Origin of the sequence: Streptococcus mitis SK575, assembly GCF_000257865.1 — a bacterium.
GTDB classification, from domain to species: Bacteria; Bacillota; Bacilli; order Lactobacillales; family Streptococcaceae; genus Streptococcus; species Streptococcus mitis_CQ.
On sequence record NZ_AICU01000079.1, the window covers coordinates 68768 to 88524 of the forward strand.

Annotated in this window: 22 protein-coding genes and 1 other annotated feature; of the genes, 20 read left to right on the top strand and 2 right to left on the bottom strand. The window is 41.0% G+C overall.

Translation table 11 applies throughout. The features are described from left to right. Positions 1-69: 69 nt before the first annotated feature. From pyrH to HMPREF1048_RS10425, 6 genes are all read left to right on the top strand, one after another. Positions 70-807 carry a UMP kinase gene (gene pyrH, locus HMPREF1048_RS10400; RefSeq protein ID WP_000002996.1) on the top strand — a complete coding sequence of 246 codons (738 nt, stop codon included), beginning with the start codon at positions 70-72 and terminating at the stop codon, positions 805-807. Positions 808-815: 8 nt separating this feature from the next. Further along, positions 816-1373, top strand: a complete 558-nt coding sequence (gene frr / locus HMPREF1048_RS10405) for a ribosome recycling factor (RefSeq protein WP_001262225.1) — start codon at positions 816-818, stop codon at positions 1371-1373. 59 nt (positions 1374-1432) lie between these two features. Further along, positions 1433-2287, top strand: coding sequence for an RNA-binding virulence regulatory protein CvfB (gene cvfB / locus HMPREF1048_RS10410; protein WP_001095436.1), 855 nt, complete (start codon positions 1433-1435; stop codon positions 2285-2287). Between the two features lie 11 nt (positions 2288-2298). Beyond that, on the top strand, positions 2299-2856 hold the full coding sequence (locus HMPREF1048_RS10415; RefSeq protein ID WP_004249180.1) for a GrpB family protein: 558 nt from the start codon (positions 2299-2301) through the stop codon (positions 2854-2856). A 45-nt stretch (positions 2857-2901) separates the two neighbouring features. Continuing rightward, positions 2902-3117 (top strand): YozE family protein, encoded by a 216-nt coding sequence (locus tag HMPREF1048_RS10420; protein ID WP_004249158.1) that lies wholly within the window; start codon positions 2902-2904, stop codon positions 3115-3117. 85 nt (positions 3118-3202) lie between these two features. Continuing rightward, the gene (locus HMPREF1048_RS10425) at positions 3203-4198 is read left to right on the top strand and encodes a PhoH family protein (RefSeq protein ID WP_000658187.1); all 996 of its coding nucleotides are present in this window, start codon (positions 3203-3205) and stop codon (positions 4196-4198) included. Between the two features lie 55 nt (positions 4199-4253). Here HMPREF1048_RS10425 and ald read toward each other — a convergent pair whose 3' ends face one another. Then, positions 4254-5366 carry an alanine dehydrogenase gene (ald, locus tag HMPREF1048_RS10430; protein WP_000904723.1) on the bottom strand — a complete coding sequence of 371 codons (1113 nt, stop codon included), beginning with the start codon at positions 5364-5366 and terminating at the stop codon, positions 4254-4256. A 171-nt stretch (positions 5367-5537) separates the two neighbouring features. Here ald and HMPREF1048_RS10435 point away from each other — a divergent pair, with 171 nt between their 5' ends. The 12 genes from HMPREF1048_RS10435 to HMPREF1048_RS10490 all read left to right on the top strand — a co-directional run bounded on the left by HMPREF1048_RS10435 (position 5538) and on the right by HMPREF1048_RS10490 (position 16908). Further along, positions 5538-6107 carry a GNAT family N-acetyltransferase gene (locus HMPREF1048_RS10435; RefSeq protein WP_000443778.1) on the top strand — a complete coding sequence of 190 codons (570 nt, stop codon included), beginning with the start codon at positions 5538-5540 and terminating at the stop codon, positions 6105-6107. A gap of 66 nt (positions 6108-6173) precedes the next feature. After that, positions 6174-6824, top strand: a complete 651-nt coding sequence (locus HMPREF1048_RS10440; RefSeq protein WP_000387325.1) for a helix-hairpin-helix domain-containing protein — start codon at positions 6174-6176, stop codon at positions 6822-6824. Beyond that, entirely contained in the window at positions 6808-9048 is a 2241-nt protein-coding gene (locus HMPREF1048_RS10445; protein ID WP_000942438.1) for a DNA internalization-related competence protein ComEC/Rec2, read from the top strand. The genes HMPREF1048_RS10440 and HMPREF1048_RS10445 overlap by 17 nt, the downstream gene beginning before the upstream one ends. Before the next feature lie 358 nt (positions 9049-9406). Then, positions 9407-9994 (top strand): ATP-binding cassette domain-containing protein, encoded by a 588-nt coding sequence (locus tag HMPREF1048_RS10450; protein ID WP_000939703.1) that lies wholly within the window; start codon positions 9407-9409, stop codon positions 9992-9994. A gap of 3 nt (positions 9995-9997) precedes the next feature. Continuing rightward, complete coding sequence (locus tag HMPREF1048_RS10455; protein WP_000655830.1) at positions 9998-11179, top strand: hypothetical protein; 1182 nt, start codon at positions 9998-10000, stop codon at positions 11177-11179. A gap of 160 nt (positions 11180-11339) precedes the next feature. Then, positions 11340-11471: a sequence feature (ribosomal protein L20 leader region), on the top strand. A 15-nt stretch (positions 11472-11486) separates the two neighbouring features. Next, a complete protein-coding gene (infC, locus tag HMPREF1048_RS10460; RefSeq protein WP_000848180.1) occupies positions 11487-12017 on the top strand; it encodes a translation initiation factor IF-3 in 531 nt (176 codons plus the stop codon). A 32-nt stretch (positions 12018-12049) separates the two neighbouring features. Beyond that, complete coding sequence (gene rpmI / locus HMPREF1048_RS10465) at positions 12050-12250, top strand: 50S ribosomal protein L35 (protein WP_001125943.1); 201 nt, start codon at positions 12050-12052, stop codon at positions 12248-12250. 51 nt (positions 12251-12301) lie between these two features. Further along, positions 12302-12661 carry a 50S ribosomal protein L20 gene (rplT, locus tag HMPREF1048_RS10470; RefSeq protein WP_000124834.1) on the top strand — a complete coding sequence of 120 codons (360 nt, stop codon included), beginning with the start codon at positions 12302-12304 and terminating at the stop codon, positions 12659-12661. Between the two features lie 58 nt (positions 12662-12719). Beyond that, positions 12720-13100, top strand: coding sequence for a lactoylglutathione lyase (gloA, locus tag HMPREF1048_RS10475; RefSeq protein ID WP_000157153.1), 381 nt, complete (start codon positions 12720-12722; stop codon positions 13098-13100). A 248-nt stretch (positions 13101-13348) separates the two neighbouring features. Then, positions 13349-14149: a dihydroorotate dehydrogenase electron transfer subunit gene (locus HMPREF1048_RS10480; RefSeq protein ID WP_001070079.1), complete on the top strand. Its 801-nt coding sequence runs from the start codon at positions 13349-13351 to the stop codon at positions 14147-14149. After that, entirely contained in the window at positions 14112-15098 is a 987-nt protein-coding gene (locus HMPREF1048_RS10485; RefSeq protein ID WP_198429569.1) for a dihydroorotate dehydrogenase, read from the top strand. The genes HMPREF1048_RS10480 and HMPREF1048_RS10485 overlap by 38 nt, the downstream gene beginning before the upstream one ends. 97 nt (positions 15099-15195) lie before the next feature. Then, positions 15196-16908, top strand: coding sequence for a glucosaminidase domain-containing protein (locus HMPREF1048_RS10490; RefSeq protein WP_000736101.1), 1713 nt, complete (start codon positions 15196-15198; stop codon positions 16906-16908). Between the two features lie 211 nt (positions 16909-17119). On the opposite strand, the gene pavA is transcribed toward HMPREF1048_RS10490, so the two are convergent. Next, entirely contained in the window at positions 17120-18775 is a 1656-nt protein-coding gene (pavA, locus tag HMPREF1048_RS10500) for an Rqc2 family fibronectin-binding protein PavA (RefSeq protein ID WP_000006752.1), read from the bottom strand. Between the two features lie 104 nt (positions 18776-18879). Between pavA and ybeY the strand changes: the two genes are divergently transcribed. Both ybeY and HMPREF1048_RS10510 read left to right on the top strand, forming a co-directional pair. Continuing rightward, positions 18880-19377, top strand: coding sequence for an rRNA maturation RNase YbeY (gene ybeY, locus HMPREF1048_RS10505; protein WP_000275156.1), 498 nt, complete (start codon positions 18880-18882; stop codon positions 19375-19377). After that, the gene (locus tag HMPREF1048_RS10510; protein ID WP_000378165.1) at positions 19358-19753 is read left to right on the top strand and encodes a diacylglycerol kinase family protein; all 396 of its coding nucleotides are present in this window, start codon (positions 19358-19360) and stop codon (positions 19751-19753) included. Before ybeY ends, HMPREF1048_RS10510 begins: the two co-directional genes overlap by 20 nt. Positions 19754-19757: the final 4 nt, after the last annotated feature.

The window sequence follows — 19757 nt, forward strand, 5'->3', positions numbered from 1 at the left end:
TTGCTCATGATACTATAAAAATCTTAGAATTTGTGATAAAATAGGTAGGATAAAAGAAGGAGAGTGAAAATGGCGAATCCCAAGTATAAACGTATTTTAATCAAGTTATCAGGTGAAGCCCTTGCCGGTGAACGTGGCGTAGGGATTGATATCCAAACAGTTCAAACAATCGCAAAAGAGATTCAAGAAGTTCATAGCTTAGGTATCGAAATTGCCCTTGTTATTGGTGGAGGAAATCTCTGGCGTGGAGAACCTGCTGCAGAAGCAGGTATGGACCGCGTTCAGGCAGATTACACAGGAATGCTTGGGACTGTTATGAATGCTCTTGTGATGGCAGATTCATTGCAACAAGTTGGGGTTGATACACGTGTGCAAACAGCTATTGCTATGCAACAAGTGGCAGAGCCTTATGTCCGTGGACGTGCCCTTCGTCACCTTGAAAAAGGCCGTATCGTTATCTTTGGTGCTGGAATTGGTTCACCTTACTTCTCAACCGATACAACAGCGGCCCTTCGTGCAGCTGAAATCGAAGCAGACGCCATCCTCATGGCTAAAAATGGCGTAGATGGTGTTTACAATGCTGATCCTAAGAAGGACAAGACAGCTGTTAAATTTGAAGAATTGACCCACCGTGACGTTATCAATAAAGGTCTTCGTATCATGGACTCAACAGCTTCAACCCTCTCAATGGATAACGACATTGACTTGGTTGTCTTCAACATGAACCAACCAGGCAACATCAAACGTGTCGTATTTGGTGAAAATATCGGAACAACAGTTTCAAATAATATCGAAGAAAAGGAATAAGAAAGATTATGGCTAACGCAATTATTGAAAAAGCTAAAGAGAGAATGACCCAGTCTCACCAATCACTTGCTCGTGAATTTGGTGGTATCCGTGCTGGACGTGCCAATGCAAGCTTGCTTGACCGTGTACATGTAGAATACTATGGAGTCGAAACTCCTCTTAACCAAATTGCTTCAATTACGATTCCAGAAGCGCGTGTTTTGTTGGTAACCCCATTTGACAAGTCTTCATTGAAAGACATCGAACGTGCCTTGAACGCTTCTGATCTTGGTATCACACCTGCTAACGACGGTTCTGTTATTCGTTTGGTTATCCCTGCTCTTACAGAAGAAACTCGTCGTGACCTTGCTAAAGAAGTGAAGAAGGTCGGCGAAAATGCTAAAGTGGCTGTCCGCAATATCCGTCGCGATGCTATGGACGAAGCTAAGAAACAAGAAAAAGCAAAAGAAATCACTGAAGACGAATTGAAGACTCTTGAAAAAGACATTCAAAAAGTAACAGACGATGCTGTTAAACACATCGACGACATGACTGCCAACAAAGAGAAAGAACTCTTGGAAGTCTAAAAATAAACAGAGAAACTCAGTTGGCATTGCTGGCTGAGTTTTATTCGAAAGAAGGAAATATGAATACAAATCTTGCAAGTTTTATCGTTGGACTCATCATCGATGAAAACGACCGTTTTTACTTTGTGCAAAAGGATGGTCAAACCTATGCTCTTGCTAAGGAAGAAGGTCAGCATACAGTAGGGGATACGGTTAAAGGTTTCGCCTATACAGATATGAAGCAAAAGCTCCGCTTGACCACTTTAGAAGTGATTGCCACACAGGATCAATTTGGTTGGGGAACTGTAACGGAAGTTCGTAAAGACTTGGGTGTCTTTGTGGATACAGGTCTGCCCGATAAGGAAGTCGTAGTATCGCTTGATATTCTCCCTGAGCTCAAGGAACTCTGGCCTAAGAAGGGTGACCAACTCTACATCCGTCTTGAAGTGGACAAGAAAGACCGTATCTGGGGACTCTTGGCTTATCAAGAAGACTTCCAACGTCTGGCTCGTCCTGCCTACAACAACATGCAGAACCAAAACTGGCCAGCCATTGTTTACCGCCTCAAGCTGTCAGGAACTTTTGTTTACCTACCAGAAAATAACATGCTTGGTTTTATCCATCCTAGCGAGCGTTACGCAGAGCCACGTTTGGGGCAAGTATTAGATGCGCGCGTTATTGGTTTCCGTGAAGTGGACCGTACCTTGAACCTCTCCCTCAAACCACGTTCCTTTGAAATGTTGGAAAATGATGCTCAGATGATTTTGACTTACTTGGAAAGCAATGGCGGTTTCATGACCTTAAATGATAAGTCATCTCCAGACGACATCAAGGCAACATTTGGCATTTCTAAAGGTCAGTTCAAGAAAGCACTCGGTGGCTTGATGAAGTCTGGCAAAATCAAGCAAGACCAGTTTGGTACAGAGTTGATCTAGGCCTTATAGACATGAAAAAGAAACTTGAAGAAATGAGTTTAGAGGAACTCTGGCAACTTTTTCCTATTTTTCTAGTAGAGCACAAGTCAGAGTGGAAAGACTGGTATGAATTGGAGAAAACAAGTCTTAAAAAAATATTGGGTGCAAATGTTATTAAAAGAATAGAACATATCGGTAGCACTGCTATCCCTAATATTTGGGCCAAAAATATCGTTGATATTCTGCTAGAAGTAGGTAGAATAGAGGATTTAGCAAGAGTTAGGGATTTATTGGTGAAGAATGGTTGGTTAGTGATGTCGGAGAGTCCTAATAGGATTTCGCTAAATAAAGGATATACAGAGCAGGGATTTGCTGAGAAAGTTTTTCATTTACATTTGCGAATGACGGGAGATCATGACGAGATTTATTTTAGAGATTATCTCTGCCAGCATTCAGATATTGCCCAAGCGTATCAGGAATTAAAACTCAGTTTGTGGAAAAAATTTGAACACAATCGAGACGCCTATACTGATGCGAAAACGGATTTTATAAACTACTATGTGTCAGAGGCTAAGTCCAGTAATTTTTAAAGATCAGAAAAGTTTCATCAAAAAAAGTCTTGATAGGAGAAAGAATTGAGAAAATCATTTTACACTTGGCTCATGACTGAGCGCAATCCTAAAAGTAATAGTCCTAAAGCTATCTTGGCAGACCTCGCTTTTGAAGAGTCGGCCTTTCCAAAACATACAGATGATTTCGATGAGGTGAGTCGCTTTTTAGAGGAATATGCCAGTTTCTCTTTCAATCTAGGAGACTTTGATGCTATCTGGCAAGAATACTTAGAACACTAGCATTTATTCATTGGGTTTGGGCTAGTAATTTCTCCACCCCTTTGCTATAATAAAAAGAAATAAAAGGATTAGAGAGGTTCTTTATTTGAAGGAACATTCAATAGACATTCAACTGAGTCATCCAGATGACTTGTTTCATCTTTTTGGTTCCAATGAACGCCATCTTCGTTTGATGGAAGAAGAGCTTGATGTTGTGATTCATGCTCGTACGGAGATTGTCCAAGTTTTGGGAGAAGAGTCTGCTTGCGAGGAAGCCCGTCAGGTTATTCAGGCTTTGATGGTCTTGGTAAATCGTGGGATGACCGTTGGTACGCCAGATGTGGTAACTGCGATTAGCATGGTCAAAAACGATGAAATCGACAAGTTTGTCGCCCTTTACGAAGAAGAAATTATCAAAGACAATACTGGTAAACCTATCCGCGTCAAAACCTTGGGTCAAAAACTTTATGTGGACAGTGTCAAACAGCATGATGTGACCTTTGGAATTGGGCCAGCAGGTACAGGGAAGACCTTCCTTGCAGTGACCTTGGCTGTGACAGCTCTTAAACGTGGGCAAGTCAAGCGGATTATCCTAACTCGTCCAGCAGTAGAAGCAGGAGAGAGTCTAGGTTTTCTTCCGGGTGATCTCAAAGAGAAGGTAGATCCTTACCTTCGACCTGTTTATGATGCCTTGTATCAGATTCTGGGCAAAGACCAAACAACTCGTCTCATGGAGCGTGAAATTATCGAGATTGCTCCTCTTGCCTATATGCGTGGACGGACCTTGGATGATGCCTTTGTCATTCTCGATGAGGCGCAAAATACGACCATCATGCAGATGAAGATGTTCTTGACTCGTTTAGGTTTTAATTCTAAGATGATTGTCAATGGAGATATCAGTCAGATTGACCTTCCGCGTAACGTTAAGTCCGGTTTGATTGATGCCCAAGAAAAGCTCAAGAACATTCACCAGATTGACTTTGTTCATTTTTCAGCCAAGGATGTGGTTCGCCATCCAGTTGTCGCTCAGATTATCCGAGCTTATGAACCAGCTCCAATTAAAAATGAAGAGCGTGAAGAAGTCCAAGAAGAAACAGAATAGCAAAAAAGAGCAGTTCAGGTGGAATTGCTCTTTCTTTTATCTGATAATTAGATTTTTATACTAGTTCATCGATTGGAATATGTCTTTTATCGAGTCCTTGGGCTACTGGAAGACTGGTTAAGTAACCTTGATAAGTGGTCACACCTTGACGCAAGCCCTCATCTTCAGCAATTGCTTGTGCGAATCCTTTGCCAGCCAAAGCTTCGATATAAGGAAGAGTGACATTGGTTAGGGCGATGGTTGAAGTGCGAGCAACCGCACCAGGAATATTAGCAACGGCATAGTGGAGAACACCGTGTTTTTCATAAACAGGCTCATCGTGCGTAGTCACACGGTCAGCCGTTTCGATAACGCCACCTTGGTCAACAGCAACGTCAACGATGACAGAGCCTGGACGCATTTGTTTGACCATCTCATCTGTCACCAATTTCGGTGCTTTGGCACCAGGGATGAGAACCGCTCCAATTACCACATCCGCATCTCTCACACTGGCTTCGATGTTGAATGAATTGGACATGAGAGTTTGAATTTGGTGGCCAAAGACCTCCTCTAAAACGGAGAGACGTTTAGCACTGATATCAAGGATGGTCACTTGCGCTCCCAATCCTAAAGCGATGCGGGCAGCATGGGTCCCTACGACACCGCCACCGATGATGGTTACTTTCCCTTTAGGTACACCCGGTACACCACCCAGTAGGACGCCAGAACCTCCTGCTTGTTTGGTTAGGAAGTGAGCTCCGATTTGGACTGCCATACGGCCTGCAACCTCACTCATTGGAACGAGGAGTGGTAACTGACCTTGGGAATCACGAACAGTTTCATAGGCAATCCCTGTTGTTTTTGCTGCTAGCATAGCATCTGCTAATTCAGGCGCTGCGGCCATGTGCAAGTAGGTAAAGAGAAGCAGGTCGTCACGTAAGTAACCATATTCAGAAGCTAATGGTTCTTTTACTTTCACGACTAACTCTGCAGCCCAGGCTTCACCAGCAGTAGCAACAATCTCAGCTCCTTGCTTTTGATAGTCAGCATCAGTAAAGCCAGAACCGAGACCAGCATTTGTTTCGATTAGGACGCGATGACCACGACCGACTAAGCTGTGGACACCAGCAGGTGTGAGGCCAACACGGTTTTCATTATTCTTAATTTCTTTTGGAATTCCGATTAACATAGAGAAAAACTCCCTTTCTATTGACGGGTTGTAAATGATTTATCACAATTATCTATAAAATAAGGTGATGATTTCATTCTATATGAAACCGCTTTAAAAAGCAAGAAAAACTTGTTGTAACTTCTTTTTTATGCTAGACTGATAGAAAATACTTTTGAATGGTAGAAACGTATGGAATCAATTTTTGTAAAACTTGCCCAGTATCCGTCTATAGAAACGGAGCGTTTATTGCTTAGACCTGTAACCTTGGATGATGCAGAAGAAATGTTTGACTATGCCTCGGATAAGGATAATACACGTTACACTTTTCTAACCAATCAAAATTTAGAAGAAACCAAAAATAATATTGCTCAGTTCTACTTGGCTAATCCCTTGGGACGTTGGGGAATAGAACTAAAAAGCAATGGCAAATTTATCGGAACCATTGATTTGCACAAGATTGATCCTGCTCTTAAGAAGGCGGCTATTGGCTACATTATCAATAAAAAGTATTGGAGTCAAGGATTGACGACAGAAGCCAATCGTGCCGTAATTGAGCTAGCTTTTGAGAAGATAGGAATGAATAAGTTAGTTGCTTTACACGATAAGGCTAATCCCGTGTCAGGAAAGGTCATGGAGAAATCAGGCATGCATTTTTCACATGCAGAACCATATGCTTGTATGGACCAGCATGAAGAAGGCCGAATCGTTACAAGGGTTCATTATGTCTTGACCAAGGAAGACTATTTTGCAAATAAATAAGCAGTTGAGAAGAAATTTTCAACTGTTTTTTCTTTCTCTTACGAATAATCTAAGAGAGGAGAAAATATGGAAGCAATTATCGAGAAAATCAAAGAGTATAAAATCATCGTCATCTGTACTGGTCTGGGCTTGCTTGTAGGAGGATTTTTCCTGCTAAAACCAGCTCCAGAAACACCTGTAAAAGAAACGAATTTACAGGCAGAAGTTGCCGCTGTTTCCAAGGATTCATCGACCGAAAAGGATATGAAGAAGGAAGAAAAGGCAGAGCCCCTTGAACAAGATCTAATCACAGTAGATGTAAAAGGCGCTGTCAAAGCACCTGGAATTTATGATTTGCCTGTAGGTAGTCGGGTCAATGACGCTGTTCAAAAGGCGGGTGGCTTGACAGAGCAAGCAGACAGCAAGTCGCTCAATCTAGCTCAGAAAGTTAGTGATGAAGCTCTGGTTTACGTTCCCACTAAGGGAGAAGAATCAGCTAGTCAACATACTGGTTCTGGAGCGCCTTCTTCAACAAGCAAGGAAAAGAAGGTCAATCTCAATAAGGCCAGTTTGGAAGAACTCAAGCAGGTCAAGGGACTGGGAGGAAAACGAGCTCAGGACATTATCGATCATCGTGAGGCAAATGGGAAATTTAAGTCGGTTGATGAACTCAAGAAAGTCTCTGGTATTGGTGCCAAGACCATAGAAAAGTTAAAAGACTATGTTACAGTGGATTAAGAACATCCCCCTTCCCCTAATCTATCTGAGTTTTCTATTGCTCTGGATTTACTACGCCATTTTCTCATCATCTTATCTCGCATTGCTAGGCTTTGTTTTTCTGCTAGTTTGTCTCTTTATTCAATTTCCTTGGAAATCAGCTAGTAAAGTTCTACTGCTTTGTGGAATCTTTGGCTTCTGGTTTCTGTTTCAAAATTGGCAACAGAGTCAAGCGAGTCAAAATTTGGCGGATTCTGTTGAAAGGCTACGGATTTTGCCTGACACTATTAAGGTCAATGGTGACAGTCTATCCTTTCGTGGCAAGTCTGATGGACGCATTTTTCAAGTCTATTATAAACTCCAGTCCGAAGAGGAGAAAGAAGCCTTTCAAGCTTTAACTGACCTTCATGAGATAGGACTAGCAGGGAAGCTTTCGGAGCCAGAAGGGCAGAGAAATTTTGGTGGTTTTGACTACCAAGCCTATCTGAAGACTCAGGGAATTTACCAGACTCTCAATATCAAAAGAATCCAGTCGCTTCAAAAAGTTGGCAGTTGGAATATAGTAGAAAACCTGTCCAGTGTACGCCGTAAGGCTGTAGTTTGGATTAAGACGCACTTTCCAGATCCTATGCGCAATTACATGACAGGACTCTTGCTAGGACATCTGGACACTGACTTTGAGGAGATGAATGAGCTTTATTCCAGTCTAGGAATTATCCACCTCTTTGCCTTGTCGGGTATGCAGGTAGGCTTTTTCATGGATGGATTTAAGAAACTTCTCTTGCGATTGGGCTTGACCCAAGAAAAGTTGAAATGGCTGACTTATCCCTTTTCTCTTATTTATGCAGGGCTAACAGGATTTTCAGCATCAGTCATTCGCAGTCTCTTGCAAAAGTTACTGGCTCAACATGGTGTTAAGGGCTTGGATAATTTTGCCTTGACGGTGCTTGTCCTCTTTATCATCATGCCTAACTTTTTTCTGACTGCAGGAGGAGTTTTGTCATGCGCTTACGCTTTTATCTTGACCATGACCAGCAAAGAAGGAGAGGGTCTCAAGGCTGTTGCTAGAGAAAGTCTAGTCATTTCCTTGGGAATATTACCCATCCTATCCTTCTATTTTGCGGAATTTCAACCTTGGTCCATCCTCTTGACCTTTGTCTTTTCCTTTCTATTTGACTTGGTCTTCTTACAGCTCTTGTCTATCTTATTTGCCCTTTCCTTTCTCTATCCAGTCATTCAGCTGAATTTTATCTTTGAATGGTTGGAGGGCATTATTCGCTTGGTCTCACAGGTGGCAAACAGGCCGCTTGTACTTGGACAACCCAATGCATGGCTTTTAATCTTATTGTTAATTTCCTTGGCTTTAGTCTATGATTTGAGGAAAAATATTAAAAGGCTAATAGTGTTGAGCTTATTGATTACAGGTCTCTTTTTCTTGACCAAGCATCCACTGGAAAATGAAATCACCATGCTGGATGTGGGGCAAGGGGAAAGTATTTTCCTACGGGATGTAACTGGGAAAACCATTCTCATAGATGTAGGTGGCAAGGCAGAGTCAAATAAGAAAATTGAGGCTTGGCAAGAAAAGGTAACGACTAGCAATGCCCAGCGAACCTTGATTCCCTACCTCAAAAGTCGTGGAGTGGCCAAGATTGATCAGTTGATTTTGACCAACACGGACAAGGAGCATGTTGGAGATTTGTTGGAGGTGAGCAAGGCTTTCCATGTAGGGGAGATCTTAGTATCAAAAGGCAGTCTGAAACAGAAGGAATTTGTGGTAGAACTGCAGGCGACTCAAACCAAGGTGCGTAGTGTGACAGTAGGAGAGAACTTGCCCATTTTTGGAAGTCAGTTAGAAGTCCTATCTCCAAGGAAAATGGGAGACGGAGGTCATGAAGATTCCCTGGTTCTGTATGGAAAACTTTTGGATAAGCACTTTCTATTCACAGGAAATTTGGAGGAGAAAGGAGAGAAGGACTTGCTGAAGCACTATCCAGACTTGAAAGTGGATGTTTTGAAAGCTAGCCAACATGGCTCTAAAAAATCATTAAGTTCAGCCTTTCTAGAAAAACTCAAACCAGAGTTCACTCTCATTTCAGTTGGAAAGAATAATCGAACGAAACTCCCCCATCAGGAAACCTTGATACGACTGGAAACTATCAATAGCAAAGTTTACCGAACTGACCAGCAAGGAGCTATACGCTTTAAGGGGTGGAATAGTTGGAAAATCGAAAGTGTTCGATAGGAAGGACAAATATTATATATTAGTAAAATAAACTAGAAATCTGTTGCATAATAATGATAAAAACGATACAATAAAAGCGTCTTCAATATTAATGATATAAAACCATTAAAAATTAGCAAAAACCGTTTAATTAGTTAGTTTATGATCTATTGGTCCTTTTCAGTCCAGTATGTCTGCTGTGAGCGTTCTTAAAACTTATCGGTATGATTGGAAAGTATAGTACGAACTATCACAGTCTCGTTATGATAGATATGATGAGTATAGCGTTGATGGTGGTTAAATTACGATTTTTTAGAGATATAAATTATTACAACGGTAGTTGTTAATCTTTCAAGAGTGATAAAAAGGAGGGCTAGGTATGTTGCAGCTTATTCATGTGACCTTAAAAACGCGACAAGTCATCTTACAAGATGTTGATTTTACATTTGAAAAGGGTAGTATTTATGGTATTCTTGCTATCAATGGCTCTGGAAAGACGACCCTGTTCCGCGCCATTAGCAATTTAATTCCTATAAGTAGTGGAAATATCGCAGTCCCTCCTTCTTTATTTTATTATGAAAGCATTGAATGGCTGGATGAAAATTTAAGTGGGATGGACTATCTTCGCCTCATAAAAAACATCTGGAAGTCAGGGCTGAACTTGGGGGATGAAATTACCTATTGGGAAATGTCTGACTATATCAGCCTTCCCATTCGTAAGTATTCCTTAGGCATGAAGCAACGCTTGGTGATTGCCATGTATTTCCTCAGTCAGGCGAAATGCTGGCTTATGGATGAGATTACAAATGGCTTAGATGAGTATTATCGACAGAAGTTTTTTGATAGGCTAGCACAAATCGATAGACAAGAACAGCTGGTTCTTTTAAGTTCCCACTATAAGGAAGAGTTGCTTGATGTCTGCGATAGAGTAGTAACCATTCATCGGGGAAAGATAGAAGAGGTTTAGTTTATGAAAGATGTTGGTCTATTTTTATTAAAAAAAGTTTTCAAAAGTCGCTTAAATTGGATTATCTTAGCTTTATTTGTATCTGGACTCGGTGTTACCTTTTATTTTAATAGTCAGACTGCAAACTCCGTCAGCTTGGAGAGCGAGTTGGAAACCCGTCTTGTAAAAGATGAGAGAGTCATCAATGAATATGAAGAGGAACTCTCCCAAATTTCTGATACCAACTCGGAGGAATACCAGATTGCTAAAATTAATTTAGAATCGCAAAAAAATCTTTTGACTCAAAAGAAAGAAATTCTGGATTTGTTAAAAGAAGGACGCTGGAAAGAAGCCTACTATTTGCAGTGGCAAGATGAAGAGAAGAATTATGAAGTTATGTCAAATCAACCGACTGCTAGCTCTGACTTTAAAATGGCGGTTGACCGCCAACGAAAGATTTACCAAGCCCTGTATCCCTTGAATATAAAAGCACATACTTTGGAGTTTCCGACCCACGGGATTGATCAGATTGTCTGGATTTTAGAGGCTATCATCCCAAGCTTGTTTGTGGTTGCTATTATTTTTATGCTAACGCAACTATTTGCAGAAAGATATCAAAATCATCTGGATACAGCTCAATTATATCCTTTTTCAAAAGTGGCATTTGCCATGTCCTCTCTTGGAGTTGGAGTGGGCTATGTAACTGTGCTGTTTATCGGAATCAGCGGATTTTCTTTTCTAGCGGGAAGTCTGATAAGTGGTTTTGGACAGTTAGATTATCCCTACCCGATTTATAGCTTAGTGAATCAAGAGGTAACTATTGGAAAGATACAAGATGTGTTATTTCCTGGCTTGTTATTAGCTTTCTTAGCCTTTATCGTCATTGTGGAAGTAGTGTACTTGATTACTTACTTTTTCAAGCAAAAAATGCCTGTCCTCTTTCTTTCACTTATTGGGATTGTTGGCTTATTGTTTGGCATTCAAACAATTCAGCCTCTCCAAAAGATTGCACATCTGATTCCCTTTACTTACTTGCGTTCAGTGGATATTTTATCTGGAAGATTACCTAAGCAAATTGATAATGTCAATCTAAATTGGAGCATGGGGCTAGTTTTACTTCCTTGCCTGATTATCATTTTGTTAGTGGGGATTCTATTTATCGAAAGATGGGGAAGTTCACGTAAAAAAGAAGTTTTTAAGGCTTAGTTTTCCTATGGGGAAGCTAAAGAAAAACTAATATAGGGAGGGAATCAACTTGGTTCTCTCTTTTTGATGTGGAAACCAAGCCAAAATACAAACAGAAACTTTTCAAAAAAATAACTTTTTATCTTGACAAGAGCTAGAAAACTTGGTATCATATAAAAGTTGAGAAAAGCAGAAGTGAGAGCTTCTCGCCTTGTGACATTAAGTTGCCTGGCCCTACGGATGAAAAGTTTCTAAGAAACGCTATCATAACGTGCGGGCTTGTATATTTACGAGTCCGCTATTGTTTTTCTCTAATAAAACAAAAGAGGTGAAAACCATAGCAAAGCAAGACTTATTCATCAATGATGAGATTCGTGTACGTGAAGTTCGCTTGATTGGTCTTGAAGGAGAGCAGCTAGGCATCAAGCCACTCAGTGAAGCGCAAGCTTTGGCTGATAACGCTAATGTTGACCTAGTATTGATTCAACCCCAAGCCAAACCGCCTGTTGCAAAAATTATGGACTACGGTAAGTTCAAATTTGAGTACCAGAAGAAGCAAAAAGAACAACGTAAAAAACAAAGTGTTGTTACTGTGAAAGAAGTTCGTCTAAGTCCAACTATTGACAAGGGTGACTTTGATACAAAACTTCGCAATGCACGCAAATTCCTTGAAAAAGGAAATAAAGTTAAGGTATCTATTCGCTTTAAGGGTCGTATGATTACCCATAAAGAGATTGGTGCAAAAGTTTTAGCCGAGTTTGCTGAAGCAACTCAAGATATTGCCATCATCGAACAACGTGCTAAAATGGATGGACGTCAAATGTTCATGCAATTGGCGCCAGCGACTGACAAAAAATAATTGTCAGAAAGTTAAATAAAGGAGAAAAAATCATGCCAAAACAAAAAACACACCGCGCATCAGCTAAACGTTTCAAACGTACAGGTTCTGGTGGACTTAAACGTTTCCGTGCTTACACTTCTCACCGTTTCCACGGAAAAACTAAGAAACAACGTCGTCATCTTCGTAAAGCATCTATGGTGCATTCAGGAGACTACAAACGTATCAAAGCAATGCTTACTCGCTTGAAATAATAGCTTGACTGTAAGTAAACAATTCTAGGAAATATTTGGAGGAAATAAAACATGGCACGTGTTAAAGGTGGCGTTGTATCACGCAAACGTCGTAAACGTATTCTTAAATTAGCAAAAGGTTACTATGGAGCTAAACACATCTTGTTCCGTACTGCAAAAGAACAAGTAATGAACTCTTACTACTATGCATACCGTGATCGTCGTCAGAAAAAACGTGACTTCCGCAAATTGTGGATCACTCGTATCAACGCGGCAGCTCGTATGAACGGACTTTCATACTCACAATTGATGCATGGTTTGAAATTGGCTGAGATCGAAGTTAACCGTAAAATGCTTGCTGACTTGGCTGTTAACGATGCAGCAGCTTTCACAGCTCTTGCAGATGCAGCTAAAGCAAAACTTGGTAAATAATAACTGATGAGACTGGAACAGGATTGTCCCAGTCTTTTTGAAAATAAAGGAGACAAATATGGCTTCAAAAATGCTACACACTTGCTTGCGAGTAGAAAACCTTGAAAAATCAATCGCATTTTATCAAGATGCTTTTGGATTTAAAGAATTGCGCCGCAGAGATTTTCCAGATCATGCCTTCACGATTGTCTATCTAGGACTTGAGGGTGACGATTATGAGTTGGAGTTGACTTATAACTACGATCACGGTCCTTATGTGGTTGGAGATGGATTTGCCCATATCGCCCTCAGTACACCCGATCTTGAAGCTCTTCATCAAGAGCACAGTGCAAAAGGCTATGAAGTGACTGAGCCAAATGGCCTACCAGGAACTGCACCTAACTATTACTTTGTCAAAGACCCTGATGGCTACAAGGTCGAAGTCATTCGTGAAAAATAATCTCGTGAAGTCAAGTAGAATGTTCGTTTTCTACTTGACTTTTTTTAGCTGAAAGAGTATACTAGTAAAAATTTAACCTTTAAGGGGAGTCCAGAGAGACTCACAAGGTGTCAGATAAAAGAATAGTGCAATTTTCTAGAGGAGACTTTTTGAGTGTGCTCTCTTCTGTTGTACGATTTTAACTGAGGCCTTGCACTAGCAAGGTCTTTTCTTTGTCTGGTCCCCTTAAAATTTAAGGAGGAAAAGTCATGAATCCCACATGTAAGAAACGTTTGGGTGCAATTCGTTTGGAAACCATGAAGGTGGTTGCACAGGAGGAAATCGCACCAGCAATCTTTGAATTAGTCCTAGAAGGAGAAATGGTTGAAGCTATGCGAGCAGGCCAATTTCTACATCTGCGTGTGCCTGATGACGCCCATCTTTTGCGTCGTCCTATTTCAATTTCGTCTATTGATAAGGTTAAGAAGCAGTGTCATCTCATTTATCGGATTGAAGGAGCTGGGACAGCTATTTTTTCAACCTTAAATCAGGGAGATACTCTGGATGTGATGGGACCTCAGGGGAATGGTTTTGACTTGTCTGACCTAGATGAGCAGAGCCAGATTCTCCTCGTCGGTGGGGGGATTGGTGTTCCCCCCTTGCTTGAGGTTGCCAAGGAATTGCATGGACGTGGAGTGAAAGTAGTGACAGTCCTCGGTTTTGCCAACAAGGATGCTGTTATTCTCGAAACCGAATTGTCTCAATATGGGCAGGTCTTTGTAACGACAGATGATGGTTCTTATGGCATCAAGGGAAATGTGTCAGTCGTCATCAATGATTTAGACAGTCAATTTGATGCTGTTTACTCATGTGGGGCTCCTGGAATGATGAAGTATATCAATCAAACCTTTTATGACCACCCAAGAGCCTACCTATCTCTGGAATCTCGTATGGCTTGTGGGATGGGGGCTTGCTATGCCTGCGTCCTAAAAGTCCCAGATAGTGAAACCGTCAGCCAACGTGTCTGTGAAGATGGCCCTGTTTTCCGCACCGGAACAGTTGTATTGTAAGGAGAAAATCATGACTAGAAATCGTTTACAAGTTTCTCTCCCTGGTTTGGATTTGAAAAATCCGATTATTCCAGCATCAGGCTGTTTTGGTTTTGGCCAAGAGTATGCCAAGTACTATGATTTAGACCTTTTAGGCTCTATTATGATTAAGGCAACGACCCTTGAACCACGCTTTGGCAATCCAACTCCAAGAGTGGCAGAAACACCCGCTGGTATGCTCAATGCAATTGGTTTGCAAAATCCGGGTTTAGAGGTTGTTTTGGCTGAAAAACTGCCTTGGCTGGAAAGAGAATATCCAAATCTTCCTATTATTGCTAACGTGGCTGGTTTTTCAAAACAAGAGTATGCGGCCGTTTCTAGTGGTATTTCCAAGGCAACTAATATAAAGGCCATCGAGCTCAATATTTCTTGCCCCAACGTAGATCACTGTAATCATGGACTCTTGATTGGTCAAGACTCTGATCTGGCTTATGATGTTGTGAAAGCAGCTGTGGAAGCCTCTGATGTGCCAGTTTATGTCAAATTAACCCCTAGTGTGACCGATATCGTTACTGTCGCAAAAGCTGCAGAAGATGCGGGGGCAAGTGGTTTAACCATGATCAATACTCTGGTTGGAATGCGCTTTGACCTCAAAACCAGAAAACCAATCTTGGCCAATGGAACAGGTGGAATGTCTGGTCCAGCAGTATCTCCAGTAGCCCTCAAACTCATCCGCCAAGTCGCCCAAACAACAGACCTGCCTATCATTGGAATGGGGGGAGTGGATTCGGCTGAAGCAGCCCTAGAAATGTATCTGGCTGGAGCATCGGCTATTGGAGTTGGAACAGCCAACTTTACCAATCCATATGCCTGTCCTGATATTATCGAAAATTTACCAAAGGTTATGGATAAATACGGTATCAGCAGTCTAGAAAATCTACGCAAGGAAGTAAAAGAGTCTCTGAGGTAAACTGCAATCAATCTGTTCTTGATTTTTTATCAGTTTGTAATGTTTATTATAGAGAATTTTGATACAATAAAATAGAAAGAACAGAGGAAGAAAGTTTATGAAGAAATTGAGATTTGTTTTTTTAGCTCTGCTATTTTTCTTAGCCAGACCAGAGAGTGCAATGGCTAGCGATGGTACTTGGCAAGGAAAACAATACCTGAAAGCAGATGGGAGTCAAGCAGCCAATGAGTGGGTTTTTGATGCTCAATATCAATCTTGGTTTTATATAAAAGAAGATGCCAACTATGCTGAAAATGAATGGCTGAAACAAGGTGACGACTATTTTTATCTCAAATCTGGTGGCTATATGGCCAAGTCAGAATGGATAGAAGACAAGGGAGCTTTCTATTATCTTGACCAAGATGGAAAGATGAAAAGAAATGCTTGGCTAGGAGCTTCCTATGTCGGTGCAACAGGTGCCAAAGTAATAGAAGACTGGGTCTATGATTCTCAATACGACGCTTGGTTTTACATCAAAGCAGATGGACAACACGCAGAGAAAGAATGGCTCCAAATTAAAGGGAAGGACTATTATTTTAAATCTGGTGGTTATCTACTGACAAGTCAGTGGATTGACCAGGCTTATGTGAATGCCAGTGGTGCCAAAGTACAGCAAGGTTGGCTTTTTGACAAACAATACCAATCTTGGTTTTACATTAAAGAAAATGGAAATCATGCTGATAAAGAATGGATTTTCGAAAATGGTCACTATTATTATCTAAAATCTGGTGGCTATATGGCAGCCAATGAATGGATTTGGGATAAGAAGTCATGGTTTTACCTCAAATCTGATGGTAAAATGGCTGAGAAAGAATGGGTATACGATGCTAAAAGCCAAGCCTGGTACTACTTCAAATCTGGTGGCTACATGGCGAAAAATGAGACTGTAGATGGTTATCAGCTTGGAAGCGACGGTAAATGGCTTGGAGAAAAAGCTACAAATGAAAATGCTGCTTATTATCAAGTCGTACCTGTCACAGCAAATGTTTATAATGCAGATGGTGAAAAGCTCTCCTATATATCGCAAGCTAGTGTCGTCTGGCTAGATAAGGATAGAAAAAGTGATGACAAGCGCTTGGCTATTACTATTTCTGGTTTGTCAGGTTATATGAAAACAGAAGATTTACAAGCACTAGATGCTAGTAAGGATTTTATCCCTTATTATGAGAGTGATGGACATCGTTTTTATCACTATGTGGCTCAGAATGCTAGTATCCCAGTAGCTTCTCATCTTTCTGATATGGAAGTAGGCAAGAAATATTATTCGGCAGATGGGCTGCATTTTGATGGTTTTAACCTTGAAAATCCCTTCCTTTTCAAAGATTTGACAGAGGCTACAAACTATAGTGCTGAAGATTTGGATAAGGTATTTAGTTTGTTAAATATTGACAATAGTCTCTTGGAAAATAAGGGAGCTACCTTTAAGGAAGCCGAAGAACATTACCATATCAATGCCCTCTACCTCCTTGCCCATAGTGCCTTAGAAAGCGACTGGGGAAGAAGTAAGATTGCCAAAGATAAGAATAATTTCTTTGGAATTACAGCCTATGATACGACCCCGTACCTTTCTGCCAAGACATTTGATGATGTGGATAAGGGAATTTTAGGTGCAACCAAGTGGATTAAGGAAAATTATATCGATAGGGGCAGAACTTTCCTTGGAAACAAGGCGTCTGGTATGAATGTAGAATATGCCTCAGACCCTTATTGGGGCGAAAAAATTGCTAGTGTGATGATGAAAATCAATGAGAAACTAGGTGGCAAAGATTAGTCCTATTATTGGATATGATTTGAGTGAGTAGTAATACTCTTCGAAAATCTCTTCAAACCACGTTAACGTCGCCTTGCCGTATAGATGTTACTGACTTCGTCAGTTCTATCTGCAACCTCAAAACAGTGTTTTGAGCAACCTGCGGCTAGTTTCCTAGTTTGCTCTTTGATTTTCATTGGGTATAAGCTAAAAATCCTGATTACAAGTAAAATCAGGATTTTTTCATGGATGCAATTTTTTCTGGGTCTGGTGTAACGCGGAGGGTCTTTTGTCCTGTGTAAGTGACAAAGCCAGGTTTTCCACCAGTTGGTTTGTTTAGTTTCTTGACTTCAATCATATCTACCTGAACCAGATTTGACAGGCGCCCTTGAGAGAAGTAGGCGGCTAGTTCTGCCGCGTCTGTTTTGACTTCATCGGATGGGTCAAGATTTCCTGAGATGACAACATGGCTTCCAGGAATGTCCTTGGCATGGAACCAAAGTTCCTCCTTGCGGGCCATTTTAAAAGTTAGCTCCTCGTTTTGTAGGTTGTTTCGGCCGACATAGATGATGGTTTTGCAATCGCTTGCTAGATATTGTTCTGGTTTTTTGCGTTTCTGGATTTTCTCCCGTTGTCTTCTGCGGATAAAACCTGTTTGGATTAATTCTTCCCGAATTTCAGCGATTTCTTCTAGTCCAGCTTGGTTGAGGACGGTTTCCACACTTTCCAGATAGAGAATGGTTGCCTTGGTTTCTTCAATCAGATCAGTCAAGTATTTGACAGCTTCTTTTAGCTTCTGATAACGTTTAAAATAGCGTTGGGCATTCTGGTTGGGAGTCAAGGCCTTATCAAGCGCAATTGTGATAGGTTGATTAGTGTAGTAATTGTCTAGGATAACCTGATCTTGGTCGTTAGGCACTTGATGGAGGAAAGTTGTTAGCAATTCTCCTTTTTGGCGAAATTCTTCAGCATTGTCTGTCGCTAGGAACTCTTTTTCTTGTTTTTTCAGCTTATGTCGATTTTTCTGAAGTTCATTTTCAACACGACGAATGAGTTCACTGGCTTGCTGTTTGACACGGTCGCGCTCAGCCTTATCCTTATAGTAGGTGTCCAACAAATCAGAAAGACTGGCAAAGGGCTCTCCCACCTGATTTGCAAAAGGAACTGGACTGAAGGAAGTCTCAGTCAAGCAGGGCTTGGTTTCTTGATTGAAAAAATTTCGGAAAGTAGATAGTTTATCACTAACCAGTATGCTTTCCAATTCATTTGCCGTATCGCGTCCCAGACCTTGAAAGAGGCTTTGAAGGTTTTTTGCTGTCGTTTCCTGTGTTTGCAGGATTTCAAAGAGCTTTTCATCCTTGATAGTAAAAGGATTGAGAGATTCTGTGCTTGGAGGAGCGATATAGGTCGATCCAGGAAGCAAGGTGCGGTAGCTATTTTGTGAAAAACCGACGTGTTTGATGACTTCGAGGATTTTATGACTGCTTTTATCGACCAGTAGAATATTACTGTGTTTCCCCATGATTTCGATAATCAAGGTAGCCTGGATATGGTCTCCAATTTCGTTTTTATTGGAAACTGTCATTTCCACAATACGGTCATTTTCCACTTGCTCAATCGATTCAATCAGGGCACCCTGCAAATATTTTCTTAAAACCATGATAAAGGTAGAAGGTTGGGCTGGATTTTCAAAAGTTGTTTGGGTCAGCTGAATGCGTCCAAAAACTGGATGGGCAGAAAGGAGCAGGCGATGGCTTTGGCGATTGCTACGGATTTGCAAGACCAACTCTTGTTCAAAAGGTTGATTGATTTTCTGGATGCGACCGTTCACTAACTTTCTTCGCAATTCCTCAACCATGTGGTGTAAAAAAAATCCGTCAAATGACATCGTTCTCTCCTTGTGATTGTATTCCATAGTATTATATCAAAAAGGTAGAATAAAATCATGGAAATGTGGTATAATAAAGCCAAGTAAAGAGAAACGAGAAGCACATGTATATTGAAATGGTAGATGAAACTGGTCAAGTTTCAAAAGAAATGTTGCAACAAACCCAAGAAATTTTGGAATTTGCAGCCCAAAAATTAGGCAAAGAAGACAAGGAGATGGCAGTTACCTTTGTGACCAATGAACGTAGTCATGAACTAAATCTGGAGTACCGTGACACCGACCGTCCGACAGATGTCATCAGCCTTGAGTATAAGCCAGAGTTGGAAATTGCCTTTGACGAAGAGGATTTACTTGAAAATCCAGAATTGGCAGAGATGATGTCTGAGTTTGATGCCTATATTGGGGAGCTGTTCATCTCTATCGATAAGGCTCATGAGCAGGCCGAGGAATATGGCCACAGCTTTGAGCGTGAGATGGGTTTCTTGGCAGTACACGGCTTTTTGCATATCAATGGCTATGATCACTACACTCCGGAAGAAGAAGCGGAGATGTTCGGTTTACAAGAAGAAATTTTGACAGCCTATGGACTCACAAGACAATAAACGAAAATGGAAGAATCGTGACCTGATATCCAGTTTAGAATTTGCTCTCACAGGAATTTTTACTGCTATCAAGGAAGAACGCAATATGCGAAAACATGCAGTGACGGCTCTTGTAGTCATTCTTGCAGGTTTTGTTTTTCAGGTGTCACGAATCGAATGGCTCTTTCTCCTATTGAGCATTTTCTTGGTAGTAGCCTTTGAAATTATCAATTCTGCTATCGAAAATGTGGTGGATTTGGCCAGTCACTATCACTTTTCCATGCTGGCTAAAAATGCCAAGGATATGGCGGCTGGCGCGGTATTAGTGGTCTCTCTTTTCGCAGCCTTAACAGGCGCATTGATTTTTCTCCCACGAATCTGGGACTTAATATTTTAAACAG